The sequence below is a fragment of the Streptomyces sp. NPDC046465 genome, assembly GCF_040646035.1.
Lineage (GTDB): Bacteria > Actinomycetota > Actinomycetes > Streptomycetales > Streptomycetaceae > Streptomyces.
Genome location: NZ_JBEYZK010000025.1, coordinates 1 through 13145, shown reverse-complemented (window position 1 = coordinate 13145; position 13145 = coordinate 1). Strand labels below are relative to the sequence as shown.

Sequence of the window (13145 nt, the reverse complement as noted above, 5' to 3'; positions counted from 1 at the left end):
GAAACGAGTGCGCCCCCGGCGCACTCGCCTCACATGACTCTCCAACGGTGGCGAAAGGTTGCACGAAAATCGGAAATCCGGACGAACTCTTGTGCCGGGTCGGTCCAGCTCCTGTGCCGGGTCAGCCCAGATGCGTCGGCGCGAACATCCGAAGCAGCACCGGGAGCACGACCACGCTCGGTCCGGGTTCGGACAGGGCCTTAGCGAGGTCGTCCCGGAGCGTCTCCGGTGAGGAACGGACGCCCGGCACCCCGAAGGACTCCGCGAGCTTGACGAAGTCGGGCCGCGCCAGTTCTGTCGCCGTCGCCTCGCCGAAGGCGTCGGACATGTACTCGCGCAGGATGCCGTAGCCGCCGTCGTCGACGATCAGCCAGGTCACGTTCAGCCCGTACTGCCGCGCCGTCGCGAGCTCCGCGATGGAGTACATCGCGCCGCCGTCGCCGGAGACGGCGAGCACCGGGTGGGAGGGGTCGGCGGCTGCCGCGCCGAGCGCCGCGGGGAAGCCGTAGCCGAGGCCGCCCGCGCCCTGTGCGGAGTGCATCGTGTTCGGGCGGCGGGCGTCGAAGGCGGACCAGGCCCAGTAGGCCAGGATCGTCATGTCCCAGAAGGACGGCGACGCGTCGGGCAGGGCCGCGCGGACAGCGGCGAGCACCTGCTGCTCCAGGGTGAGGTCCTGGGCGGCGATGCGCTCGCGGACCTTGTCGAGGACGGCCGCCACCCTCCCGGGGGCGGAGGCGTCCTCGCGGGGCGCGTCGATGGTCTCCAGGAGCGCGGACAGGGCGATCCGCGCGTCCGCGTGGATGCCGAGTCCGGGGTGGTTGGACTCCAGCTTCCCGGCGTCCGCCTCGATCTGGATCACCCGGCCGCGGGGCTTGAACGTGTGGTAATTCGAGGACAGTTCGCCGAGGCCCGAGCCGACCACGAGGAGGACGTCCGCGTCCTCCAGGAAGTCCGTGGTGTGCCGGTCCTCAAGCCACGACTGGAGCGAGAGCGGGTGCTCCCAGGGGAAGGCGCCCTTGCCGCCGAAGGTGGTGACGACGGGGGCGTTGAGCAGCTCGGCGAGCGCGCGCAGCTTGCCGCTCGCGTCCGAGCGCACGACGCCGCCGCCCGCGATGATCGCCGGGCGCTCGGCCCGGGAGAGCAGGTCGGCGGCGACCGCGGTCAGCTCGGAGCGCGGCACGACGTCCTCGGGCGTCGCGTCCATGGCCGTGACGACCGGCAGCGTCGTCTCCGCTAGCAGTACGTCCTGCGGGATCTCCACCCACACCGGGCCGTGCGGCGCGGTGAGCGCCGACTCCCAGGCCGCGGCGACGGCGGACGGGATCTGCGAGGCCGTACGGACCGTGTGCACGGACTTCACGACGTCCCTGAACGAGGCCTGCTGGTCGCGGAGTTCGTGCAGATAGCCGTGGCGTCCGCCGCCGAGCCCGGCCACCGGGACCTGGCTGCCGATGGCGAGGACCGGGGACGATCCCGCCGCCGCCTCCTGGAGGGCTGCGAGCGAGGTCAGCGCGCCGGGACCGGTGGAGAGCAGCAGCGGGGCGACCTCGCCGGTGACGCGGCCGTAGGCGTCCGCCGCGAAGCCCGTGTTGTTCTCGACGCGGAAGCCCACGTACGAGAGCGAGGAGCGGCGCAGCGCGTCGAACATGCCGAGCGCGTGCTGGCCGGGCAGCCCGAAGACGGTGGTCGCGCCGAGCCCCGCGAGGGTCTCGACGACGAGGTCGCCGCCGTTGCGCCCGGGGGGTGGGCTGAGGGCGGCCTCGGTCTGGCTCGGGGTGGGGCGCAGGACTACGTCGTGGTCGTGGCTCACCGCTCGCTCACCGTTCCCCGCGCCTCGGCGATCTGCCGGGACATGATCGTCGTCAGTTCGTACGCCGTGTGGGAGGCGGCGACGGCCGTGATCTCCGCGTGGTCGTAGGCGGGGGCGACCTCGACGACGTCGGCCGAGACGAGGTTGCAGGAGGCGAGGCCGCGCAGGATCTCCAGGAGCTCCCGCGACGTCATGCCACCGGCTTCCGGCGTACCCGTGCCGGGCGCGTGGGCCGGGTCGAGGCAGTCGATGTCGATGGAGATGTAGAGGGGGCGGTCGCCGATGCGCTGGCGGAGCTGGTCGGCGACCTCGTCGGCGCCGCGGCGGTAGATGTCCGCCGAGGTGACGATGCCGAAGCCCATCTTCTCGTCGTCGGTGAGGTCCTTCTTGCCGTACAGCGGGCCGCGCGTGCCGACGTGGGAGAGCGCCTCGGTGTCGAGGATGCCCTCCTCGACGGCGCGGCGGAACGGCGTGCCGTGCGTGTACTCGGCGCCGAAGTAGGTGTCCCAGGTGTCCAGGTGCGCGTCGAAGTGAAGGAGCGCGACGGGGCCGTGCTTCTTGGCGACCGAGCGGAGCAGCGGCAGCGCGATGGTGTGGTCGCCGCCGAGGGTCATCATGCGGGCGCCGGAGCCGAGGAGGTCGTCGGCGGCGGCCTCGATGGTCTCCACCGCCTCGTTGATGTTGAACGGGTTGGCGGCGATGTCTCCCGCGTCGGCGACCTGTGCGAGCGCGAAGGGCGAGGCGTCCTGGGCCGGGTTGTACGGGCGGAGCAGCCGCGAGGCCTCGCGGATCGCGTTGCCGCCGAAGCGGGCGCCGGGGCGGTACGAGACGCCGGAGTCGAACGGCACGCCGACCACCGCGACATCCGCCGTGCCGCCGACCTCGTCGAGGCGGGGCAGCCGGGCGTACGTCGCCGGGCCCGCGTAGCGCGGGATGCGGGAGGAGTCGACGGGGCCGCGGGGCGTCTCGTTGCTGCTCATGGAGTGCCTTCCTTTTTACGCTTCGATGCGCCTTGTGAGCGCTTTCTGACTCTACTGAGGTACGGGGGCCGGTTCGGCCTCGGGCTCCGCGCCCCGTCCTGCCAGGCGCTCGCGCCAGGCGGCGAGGACGGCCGCGTCGGTGGGCTTGGTGGCCAGGGAGACCGCGACGTACACGACGAGGCAGATCAACAGGCCGAAGTAAATGGGCTCGTTGGCGAGGATTCCGTACCCCCACATGAGCCCGATGACCGAGAGCCCGCCGGCCGCGACGGCCGCGAGCGCGCCCTCGGCGGTGCCGCGCTTCCACAGCAGCCCGCCGAGGATCGGCACGAGGAGACCGGCGACGAGCAGGTTGTAGGCGACGGTAAGGGCCTGGACGACGTCGTTGAGCGCGATGGCGATGCAGACGACGGCGACGCCCATGATCAGGATGAAGAGGCGGTTCCCCTTCACCTCGTCGTGAGCCTCGTCGTGAGCCTCGCCGTCCGCTCCGTCCGCTCCGTCCGCTCCGTCCGCTCCGTCGGTCTTCACGACCCCCCGCAGCCGCGACCAGATGTCGTTGTTGGCGACGGTCGCGCAGGCGATGAGCGCTCCGGAGGACGTGGACATCACGGCGGCGAGCGCGGCGGCGAGCACGAGACCCCGTACGCCCATGGGCAGTTCGTCCTTGACGATGGTCGCGAAGGCCGCGTCGGCGCTCGGCAGCTTCGGGTACATGACCTTGGCCGCGGTGCCGATGACGGCGCCCGCGACGGCGTAGACGAGGCAGTACGTACCGGCGACGGTGCCTCCGTAGCGGGCGACCTTGTCGCTGCGCGCCGTGAAAACGCGCTGCCAGATGTCCTGCCCGATGAGCATGCCGAACGTATAGATCAGCACGTACGTGAAGATCGTCTCGCCGCCGATGCCGAGCGGGTCGAAGTACTCCGTGGGCAGCTCGGCCTTCATCTCGCCGAAGCCACCGGCCTTGACGACCGCGATGGGAAGGAGCAGGAGCAGCACGCCGATCGTCTTCACCACGAACTGCACCATGTCGGTGAGCGTGATGGACCACATGCCGCCGAGCGTGGAGTACGCGACGACGATCGAGCCGCCGAGGATGATCGCCAGGGTGCGGTTCAAGTCGAAGATGACGTCGAAGATCGTGGCGTACGCGATGGTCGAGGTGACCGCGAGCATCAGCGTGTAGGCCCACATGACCACTCCGGAGACGACGCCCGCGCGCCCTCCGTAGCGCAGGTCGAGCATCTCGGAGACGGTGTAGACCCGCAGCCGCGCGATACGGGCCGAGAAGAACACGCTCAGCGCGAGGATCCCGAGGCCGATGGTGACGACCATCCAGGCCCCGGAGAGCCCGTACTGGTAGCCGAGGCCGACGCCGCCGATGGTGGAGGCGCCGCCGAGGACGATCGCGGCCATGGTCCCCGAGTACATCCAGGGTCCGAGGCGGCGGCCCGCGACCAGGAACTCACTCTTGGACTTGGCGCGGCGCATGCCCCACCAGCCCATGGCCAGCATCCCGGCGAGATAGACGACGATCACTGTGTAGTCGACGGCCATAAGGGGGGCCTCCTTCGCGCACCTCGGTGGCGTGTCGTGCAGATGGAGTGGTGGCGACCGGCCGCGGGGACATCCGCCCGTACCCGCTGCCTGCGGTCGGCACGACCTTAGGTGGCCGGAATGCGACGCTGAAGTGTACGTTTCCTCTACTCTCCGCGACTCATATGGAGGGAACGTCCACCATGGCCGACCCCGCACCCCCCACACCCCCCGGCACACCGTCCCCCACCGCCCCAGCAGCCCCACCGGCCCCGCCGACCCCACCCGTACCGCTCGCCGCGCTGCTCGCCCGCGAGGACCTGGGCCTGCGGCAGATCGCGGGGCCCGACGCGCGGGCCGCGGGCACGGCCGTGCAGTGGGTGCACACCTCCGAGATGGCGGACCCGTACCCGTACCTGCTCGGCGGCGAGCTGCTGCTTACCGCGGGCGTGCACATCACCGACCCGGCGGGCGCGGGCGGCACCCTCGACGACTACGTGGCCCGCATCGTCGCGGCGGGCGGCGCGGCGCTCGGCTTCGGGGTCGCGCCCGTGCACGACACGGTGCCGCGCGCCCTCGCCGAGGCCTGCGAGCGCTACGGTCTGCCACTCGTGGAGGTCCCGCCCCGCACCACCTTCAGCGGCGTCGCCCGCGCCGTCTGGCGGCTGATGGCCGAGGCCCGGCACGCGGAGCTGCGCCGGGTGACGGAGGCCCAGCAGGGGCTCGCCACGGCGGCGGCCAGACCCGACCCGATCCCCGCCGTCCTGCGCCAGCTCGCGGCGCGCCTCGGCGGCCTCACCGTCCTGTACGGGCCCGACGGCACGGAGCTCCAGACGGCGGGGCAGACGCCGCACGCGGCCCGGGACGCGCTGCGGGAGCTGACCGGCGTCGTACGGCGCACCGCCCCCGCCGCCCCGGCGTCCGCCGCCGACACCGCGGGCGCCACCCATCTCGCCGCCTACGCACTCGGCGGTGGCCGCGGCTTCGCGCTCGGCGTCGCCACGGACCGCCGCGGACCGGGCGACCACACCATCGCGGGAGCCGCGGTCGTGCTGCTCTCGCTCCTCACCGGGGAGCACCAGGGAGCCTCCGAGGCGGCCCGCTCGGCGGCGCTCGTGCGGCTGCTGGTCGGCGCTCCCGCGGAGGAGATCGGGCCCCTCCTGGGGAGCGACCTGTGGACCGTGGTGCACGCGCGCGGGGAACACACCCCGCTGGCCGCCTCCGCGCTCGGCGCGACGCTGGGCAGCGCCCTGGTCGACCTGCACGACGATTCCGTACACCTCCTCGTCCCGGCCGACCGCGAGATCATCCCCCTGGAGGGCTGGACCCTCGGCGCCTCCGCCCCGGCCCCGGTCGCCGGGATCGCGGCAGCCGACACCCAGGCGGCCCGCGCCCTGCGCCGCGCCGAGGCCACCCGGTCCCCCTTCGTGCGCCAGCACGCCAACGCCGTCGCCGACCTGGTCGACCCCGAGGAGGCCGACGCCCACGCGCGCGTGCTGCTCGCCCCGCTCGGCACGAACGAAACCCTGACGGGCACCCTGCGCACCTGGCTCTCCCTGCACGGCAGTTGGGACCGCACGGCCGTGGCACTCGGTGTACACCGCAACACGGTCCGCCAACGCATCACCCGCTGCGAGTCACTCCTGAACACGGACCTGAACGACCCGGACACCCGCATGGAACTCTGGTTCGCCCTGAGCCGGGACCACTGAGAACGCCGCGCTGAGGGCGCCGCGTGGGGGGCGCCGCGTGGGGGGCGCAGGTTAAGGGGCGCGGGGAACTGCGCGACCAGCCACAACAGACCCGCACCCGAAAGCCGAGAAGCGGGCCCCCAAGGGACGCTGGGAACGGCGCGACAAGCCAGAACTGACCGCACCGCAGCCGCAGGCTGAGCCAGCCGCCCCCTGCGCAGAGCACTCGTCCCGCACAATGGAGCCATGTCCATACCCACCCGTGCCGCGCTAGTCGACCACCTCGTCCGCACCCGCATCGCGGGCGACGTCGCCACGCCCCGCGAGAACAACCTCAGCCACTACAGGAAGCTCGCGAACGGCGACCGTCACTACTGGCTGGGTCTGGAGCTCGGCGACCGCTGGACCGACGAGCAGGACGTCCTCGCGGTGATGGCGGAGCGGTGCGGCGTCATCGACGACCCGCAGTTCCGGCACGGTCAGGACACCATCGACCCGGAGCTGACGGTCGACGGCCTGGAGCGGATGGCGGCCCGCCTGCGCAAGGCGGCCGCCGACAAGGAGAGGGTCCTTTTCGCGACCGGCCACCCCGGCGGCCTGCTCGACGTGCACCGCGCGACCGCCGCCGCCCTGCGCGCGGCGGGCTGCGAGATCGTGGTGATCCCCGAGGGCCTGACGGCCGATGAGGGCATGGTCTTCCAGTTCGCGGACGTGGCGGTCCTCGAGCGCGGCGCGACGCTGTGGCACACCCACTCCCCCGAGCCGATGAACGCCATCCTGGACGGCCTGGAGCGCGAGGGGCGTCCGCAGCCCGACCTCGTGGTCGCCGACCACGGCTGGGCGGGGCGCGCGGGCCAGCGCGGCCTGGACTCCCTGGGGTACGCGGACTGCAACGACCCGGCGCTGTTCATCGGCGAGGCCGAGGGCACCGTGCAGGTGACCGTGCCGCTCGACGACCACGTCACGAGCCCGCGCCACTACGACCCGATGACGGCCTACCTGCTTTACGCCGCGGGGCTGACGCCCGAGTCCTGACCGGGGCCCGGCGTCGGGTCCAGGTAGACGCGCCGGATCGCGGGGAAGCGCTCCTGGAGGCGGCGCGCCATGCGGTCGCAGGCCCGCTCGATGTCCCCGGCGCTCGACACGTCCCGGAAGTCGACCTTCGCGGCGACCAGGGCCTCCTTGGGGCCCTGGAGCAGCGTGGTCAGCTCCAGTACGTCCACGACGTGCGGGTCGGCGAGCAGTTCGGCCCGCACCGCGGCCCGGATCTCCGGCGGCAGCGGGCGCCCGATGAGCAGCTCGCTGTTGGCGTGTCCGAGGACCCACGCGACGTACACGAGCAGCACGCCGATGCAGAGCGACGCGATGCCGTCCCACGCGCCGGACCCGGTGAGCTGCCCGCCGAGCAGGCCTCCGGCGGCGAGCACGAGGCCGACGAGCGCCGCCGAGTCCTCCATCACGACGGCCTTGACCGCGGTGTCGGGGGTGTGGCGGAGGTAGCGCTTGATGTGCACTCCGAAGCGGTCGGCTTCGCCGCGCGCCTGCTTGAGACCGGTGCGCAGCGAGTACCCCTCCAGGAGGAAGGCGATGCCGAGCACGATGTACGAGATGAGCGGGTCGCCGGGGTCCTCGCCGTGCGTGAGGGTGTGGATGCCGTCGTAGACGGCGAAGACGCCGCCGCCGACGAAGGTGGCGACGGAGGCGAGCAGCGCCCAGATGTAGCGGGCGCCTCCGTAGCCGAGCGGGTGCTCCTCGTCGGCGGGCTTGCCACTGGCCTTCAGGGAGACGAGCAGCATCAGCTCGGTGACGGTGTCGGCGACGGAGTGCGCCGCTTCGGAGAGCATGGCGCTGGACCCGCTGATGACGCCCGCGACGGCCTTGGCCAGGGCGATCCCGAGGTTGGCGACGGCGGCGACGACGACCGTGAAGGTACTCTCGCCGTTCGCCTCTGACGGTTGCTCGCTCATGTCTCGGACGGTATGTCCGATCAGCGGGGAACGCGAACCCCGGGGTTCACCGCGGGACGCGGATCAGGCCCTCCTGGATGACGGTGACCGCGAGCCGCCCGTCCTGCGTCCAGATCCGCGCCTGGCCGAGGCCGCGCCCGCCGGAGGACGTCGGCGACTCCTGGTCGTAGAGCAGCCATTCGTCCGCGCGGAAGGGCCGGTGGAACCACATGGCGTGGTCGAGCGAGGCGCCGACGACGTCGCCGACCGCCCAGCCGCCGCGGCCGTGCGCGAGCAGCACGGAGTCGAGGAGCGTCATGTCGGAGACGTACGTGGCGAGGCAGACGTGCAGCAGGGAGTCGTCCGCCAGCTTGCCGTTGGCGCGGAACCACACCTGGGAGCGCGGCTCGCGCGGCTGTCCGACGGTGCCCCAGGGCGGCGTGTCGGCGTAGCGCAGGTCGACGGCGGCGCGGGTCTCGACGAGCCGGTCGGCGACGTCCTTCGGCAGGTGGCGCGGGAGCATCTCGGCGGCGGTGGGCAGCGTCTCCGGGTCGAGCGCGGGCGGCATCCCCGTCTGGTGTTCGAGGCCTTCCTCGTACGTCTGGAAGGACGCGGAGAGGTGGAAGATCGGCTGCCCGTGCTGGACGGCGACGACGCGGCGCGTGGTGAAGGAGCGGCCGTCGCGGATCCGGTCGACGGTATACACGATGGGCGCCCCGGGGTCCCCGGGCCGCAGGAAGTAGGCGTGCAGGGAGTGGGCGGGCCTGTCGTCCGGGACGGTGCGTCCGGCGGCGACCAGGGCCTGCGCGGCGACCTGGCCTCCGAAGACGCGGGGCACGAGCGCCGAGCGGCTCACGCCCCGGAAGATGTCCTCCTCGATCTGCTCCAGGTCGAGCAGATCGAGGAGGGCTTCAAGTGCCTGGTTCATGAACGTAGTTCTACAGGGCGTCTCTACAGGCCTGTCTCTCCCGGGCGGTCTCTACAGGCCCATGTTCTTCGCGATGATCATCTTCATGACCTCGCTGGTGCCGCCGTAGATGCGGTTGACGCGGTTGTCCGCGTACAGGCGGGCGATGGGGTACTCGTTCATGAAGCCGTAGCCGCCGTGCAGCTGCAGGCACTTGTCGATGACGCGGTGCGCGACCTCGGTGTTGAAGAGCTTCGCGGAGGCGGCCTCGGCGGCGGTCAACTCGCCCGCGTCCAAGGCTTCCAGGGCGCGGTCGGCGACGGCCTCGGCGGCGTCCACCTCGGCCTGGCAAGCGGCCAGCTCGAACTTGGTGTTCTGGAAGGAGGCGACCGTCTTGCCGAAGACGGTGCGGTCCTGGACGTACTCCTTGGCGAACCGGACGGCGGCCTTGGCCTGCGCGTACGCGCCGTAGGCGATGCCCCAGCGCTCGGAGGGGAGGTTGCTGCCGAGGTAGTAGAAGCCCTTGTTCTCCTCGCCGAGGAGGTCCTCGACGGGGACCTTGACGTCGACGAAGGCCAGCTCCGCGGTGTCGGAGGTCTTCAGGCCGAGCTTGTCGAGCTTGCGGCCGATGGAGTAGCCCTCGGACTTGGTGTCGACGGCGAAGAGGGAGATGCCGTAGCGGCGGTCCTCGGCGGTGGGCGCGGAGGTGCGGGCGCAGACGATCACGCGGTCGGCGTGCACGCCGCCGGTGATGAAGGTCTTGGAGCCGTTGAGTACGTAGTGGCTGCCGTCCTCGGAGAGCTTGGCGGTGCTCTTCATGCCCGCGAGGTCGGAGCCGGTGCCCGGCTCGGTCATCGCGAGGGCCCACATCTCCTCGGCGGAGACGAACTTCTCCAGGTAGCGCTTCTTCTGCTCGTCGGTGGCGAGCGCCTTGATGTACGGCAGGGCGAGCAGCACGTGCACGCCGGAGCCGCCGAAGGTGACACCCGCGCGGGAGGTCTCCTCGTACTGGATGGCCTCGAACTTGTGCGTGTCCATGCCCGCGCCACCGAACTCCTCGGGGACGTTGATCCCGAAGAGGCCCAGCTCGGCCAGCTTGTAGTAGAACTCGCGCGGCACCTGGCCCGCGGCGAACCACTCGTCGTGGACGGGGACGACCTCGGCCTCGATGAAGGCGCGCAGGGTCTCCCGGAACGCCTCGTGGTCCTCATTGAAAACGGTACGGCGCACGGAGAACTCCCTCTGCCTACATCTTGCCTACGGCGACTAAGCGCTTGCTCAGGGCCAGGTTACCCGGCAGTCACCAGAGCGTCCAGAGATGCGTGTCACTCGGCAGCGGCCTCGAAGGCTCCCCGCGCGAGCCGGTGCAGGAGTTCCGCCATGGCCGCCCGGCTGGGCAGCGCGTCGCGGCGGCTCAGGTGCGGGGTGGAGTTCAGCAGCCCGAAGACCGCGTGCACGGCCACCCGCGCCGCGTTCTCGGCGAGGTCCGGGTAGACCTTGCGCACGACGTCGACCCAGATCTCCACGTACTGCCGCTGGAGCTGGCGGACCAGCTTGCGGTCGGTGTCCCGCAGGCGGTCCAGCTCGCGGTCGTGCAGGGTGATCAGGGAACGGTCGTCGAGCGCGAAGTCGATGTGCCCCTGGATCAGCGCGTCGAGGACCCGCTCGGGCGGGCCGCCCACGTCGGCCGCGCACCGCTTGCCGCCGGTCAGGAGCTGCCCGCTGATGCCGACGAGCAACTCGGCGAGCATCGCGTCCTTGCCCGCGAAGTGCCGGTAGAGGCCGGGTCCGCTGATGCCGACGGCGGCCCCTATCTCATCGACTCCCACTCCGTGGAAGCCGCGCTCGGCGAAGAGCCGGGCGGCCTCCCTGAGGATCTGCTCGCGCCGGGTGGGCGCATCGGTTCTGGTGGCCATGGAATTGATTCTAGACAGGCCGGTTAGCGGTCGTTAACCTAAAGGAAACGCGTTAACGGTCATTAACCGGTTCGGGCGTCGATCCGCCGGACCCGGCGAGCGACCGACTGGACCGAGCAAGGGGGCTCGACTGATGCGGCAGGCACCAGTGCTGGTGAGCGCGGCTGATCCCGCGTCCGAGGCATGGCGGGTGAACGAGGCGGCGCATGCCGCCCTGGTCGGGGAGTTGCGGGCCAAGCTCGCGGCGGCCCGGCTGGGTGGCGGGGAGCGGGCGCGGGCCCGTCATGTGGCGCGTGGCAAGCTGCTGCCGCGGGAGCGGGTGGACACGCTCCTGGATCCGGGTTCGCCGTTTTTGGAGCTGGCGCCGCTGGCGGCGGACGGGCTGTATGGCGGGGGTGCTCCGGCGGCCGGGGTGATCGCCGGGATCGGCCGGGTCGCGGGCCGGGAGTGCGTGATCGTCGCGAATGACGCGACGGTCAAGGGCGGCACGTACTACCCGATGACGGTCAAGAAGCACCTGCGCGCCCAGGAGGTGGCCCTGGAAAACCGCCTGCCGTGCCTGTACCTGGTCGACTCCGGGGGTGCGTTCCTGCCGATGCAGGACGAGGTGTTCCCCGACCGTGAGCACTTCGGGCGGATCTTCTACAACCAGGCGCGGATGTCGGGGGCCGGGATCCCGCAGCTCGCCGCCGTCCTTGGCTCCTGCACCGCGGGCGGGGCCTACGTCCCGGCGATGAGCGATGAGGCGGTCATCGTGCGCGAGCAGGGCACCATCTTCCTGGGCGGCCCGCCGCTGGTGAAGGCCGCCACCGGGGAGGTCGTCACGGCCGAGGAACTGGGCGGCGGCGCCGTGCACGCGCGCATCTCCGGGGTGACCGATCACCTCGCCGAGGACGACGCGCACGCGCTGCGCATCCTGCGCACCATCGTGGCCACCCTCCCCGAGCGCGCCGCCCTGCCCTGGCCGGTGCGGCCGGTGGAGGAGCCCGCGGTCGACCCGCTGGGGCTGTACGGGGCCGTTCCGACGGACTCGCGCACCCCTTATGACGTGCGGGAGGTCATCGCGCGGGTGGTGGACGGCTCGCGCTTCGCGGAGTTCAAGGCGGAGTACGGCACGACGCTGGTCACCGGGTTCGCCCACCTCCACGGCCACCCGGTGGGGATCGTGGCGAACAACGGCATCCTGTTCTCCGAGTCCGCCCAGAAGGGCGCCCACTTCATCGAGCTGTGCGACCAGCGCGGCATCCCCCTGCTCTTCCTGCAGAACATCTCCGGCTTCATGGTCGGCCGGGACTATGAGGCCGGTGGCATCGCCAAGCACGGCGCGAAGATGGTCACCGCGGTGGCCTGCACCCGCGTGCCCAAGCTGACGGTCGTCGTCGGCGGTTCGTACGGGGCGGGCAACTACTCGATGTGCGGGCGGGCCTATAGCCCCCGCTTCCTGTGGATGTGGCCCAACGCCAAGATCTCCGTGATGGGCGGCGAGCAGGCCGCCTCCGTCCTGGCCACGGTCAAGCGCGACCAGCTACAGGCCCGCGGCGAGGAATGGGCGGCGCAGGAGGAGGAGGCCTTCAAGGACCCCATCCGCGCGCAGTACGACGAGCAGGGCAATGCCTACTACGCCACGGCCCGCCTGTGGGACGACGGCGTGATCGACCCGCTGGAGACCCGGCAGGTCCTGGGCCTGGCCCTGACCGCCTGCGGCGGGGCCCCGCTGGGCGAGCCCGGCTTCGGCGTCTTTCGGATGTGAGGAACCCATGACGATGTTCGACACAGTGCTGGTCGCCAACCGCGGCGAGATCGCGGTCCGCGTCATCCGGACGCTGCGGGAGCTCGGCGTCCGCTCGGTCGCCGTCTTCAGCGACGCGGACGCGGACGCCCGGCATGTGCGCGCGGCCGACACCGCGGTGCGGATCGGCCCCGCCCCGGCCACCGACAGCTACCTCTCCGTGGAGCGCATCCTGGAGGCGGCCGCGAAGTCCGGCGCCCAGGCCGTCCACCCGGGCTACGGCTTCCTGGCGGAGAACGCGGGCTTCGCGCAGGCGTGCGCGGAGGCGGGCCTGGCCTTTATCGGCCCGCCCGCCTCGGCCATCGCCCTGATGGGCGACAAGATCCGCGCCAAGGCGACCGTGCAGGCGGCCGGGGTGCCGGTGGTCCCCGGCTCGTCGGGCAGCGGCCTGACCGACGCCGAACTGGCCGACGCGGCCCGGGAGATCGGCATGCCGGTGCTGCTCAAGCCGAGCGCGGGCGGCGGCGGCAAGGGCATGCGCCTGGTCCGCGACGCAGCCGTGCTGGCCGAGGAGATCGCCGCCGCCCGCCGCGAGGCCCGCGCCTCCTTCGGCGACGACACGCTGCT

The 13145-nt window shown here is 71.9% G+C and carries 11 protein-coding genes; 4 read left to right on the top strand and 7 right to left on the bottom strand.

All coding sequences use genetic code 11. From position 1 onward, the window contains the following. Window positions 1–121: 121 nt before the first annotated feature. Genes ABZ953_RS31735 through ABZ953_RS31725 form a run of 3 tightly spaced genes read right to left on the bottom strand, consistent with a single transcriptional unit; the run spans window position 122 to window position 4350 of the window. A complete protein-coding gene (locus tag ABZ953_RS31735) occupies window positions 122–1810 on the bottom strand; it encodes a thiamine pyrophosphate-binding protein (protein WP_361731132.1) in 1689 nt (562 codons plus the stop codon). Beyond that, the gene (gene speB, locus ABZ953_RS31730) at window positions 1807–2790 is read right to left on the bottom strand and encodes an agmatinase (RefSeq protein WP_361731129.1); all 984 of its coding nucleotides are present in this window, start codon (window positions 2788–2790) and stop codon (window positions 1807–1809) included. Before speB ends, ABZ953_RS31735 begins: the two co-directional genes overlap by 4 nt. A gap of 51 nt (window positions 2791–2841) precedes the next feature. Further along, window positions 2842–4350 (bottom strand): sodium:solute symporter, encoded by a 1509-nt coding sequence (locus tag ABZ953_RS31725; protein WP_361731126.1) that lies wholly within the window; start codon window positions 4348–4350, stop codon window positions 2842–2844. 182 nt (window positions 4351–4532) lie between these two features. Here ABZ953_RS31725 and ABZ953_RS31720 point away from each other — a divergent pair, with 182 nt between their 5' ends. Both ABZ953_RS31720 and ABZ953_RS31715 read left to right on the top strand, forming a co-directional pair. After that, window positions 4533–6041, top strand: a complete 1509-nt coding sequence (locus tag ABZ953_RS31720) for a PucR family transcriptional regulator ligand-binding domain-containing protein (RefSeq protein WP_361731123.1) — start codon at window positions 4533–4535, stop codon at window positions 6039–6041. A 225-nt stretch (window positions 6042–6266) separates the two neighbouring features. Continuing rightward, window positions 6267–7055: a phosphatase gene (locus tag ABZ953_RS31715; protein WP_361731120.1), complete on the top strand. Its 789-nt coding sequence runs from the start codon at window positions 6267–6269 to the stop codon at window positions 7053–7055. On the opposite strand, the gene ABZ953_RS31710 is transcribed toward ABZ953_RS31715, so the two are convergent. The 4 genes from ABZ953_RS31710 to ABZ953_RS31695 all read right to left on the bottom strand — a co-directional run bounded on the left by ABZ953_RS31710 (window position 7025) and on the right by ABZ953_RS31695 (window position 10789). Beyond that, window positions 7025–7987: a cation diffusion facilitator family transporter gene (locus ABZ953_RS31710; protein ID WP_361731117.1), complete on the bottom strand. Its 963-nt coding sequence runs from the start codon at window positions 7985–7987 to the stop codon at window positions 7025–7027. The genes ABZ953_RS31715 and ABZ953_RS31710 overlap by 31 nt on opposite strands. 46 nt (window positions 7988–8033) lie before the next feature. Beyond that, a complete protein-coding gene (locus tag ABZ953_RS31705) occupies window positions 8034–8894 on the bottom strand; it encodes an acyl-CoA thioesterase II (RefSeq protein ID WP_361731114.1) in 861 nt (286 codons plus the stop codon). A gap of 51 nt (window positions 8895–8945) precedes the next feature. Then, window positions 8946–10103, bottom strand: coding sequence for an acyl-CoA dehydrogenase family protein (locus ABZ953_RS31700; protein WP_361731111.1), 1158 nt, complete (start codon window positions 10101–10103; stop codon window positions 8946–8948). Window positions 10104–10198: 95 nt separating this feature from the next. Next, a complete protein-coding gene (locus ABZ953_RS31695; RefSeq protein ID WP_361731109.1) occupies window positions 10199–10789 on the bottom strand; it encodes a TetR/AcrR family transcriptional regulator in 591 nt (196 codons plus the stop codon). Window positions 10790–10922: 133 nt separating this feature from the next. Between ABZ953_RS31695 and ABZ953_RS31690 the strand changes: the two genes are divergently transcribed. After that, window positions 10923–12539: a carboxyl transferase domain-containing protein gene (locus tag ABZ953_RS31690; RefSeq protein WP_361731106.1), complete on the top strand. Its 1617-nt coding sequence runs from the start codon at window positions 10923–10925 to the stop codon at window positions 12537–12539. Window positions 12540–12546: 7 nt separating this feature from the next. Further along, the coding region (locus ABZ953_RS31685; protein WP_361731104.1) for a biotin carboxylase N-terminal domain-containing protein at window positions 12547–13145 on the top strand (599 nt) is incomplete at its 3' end.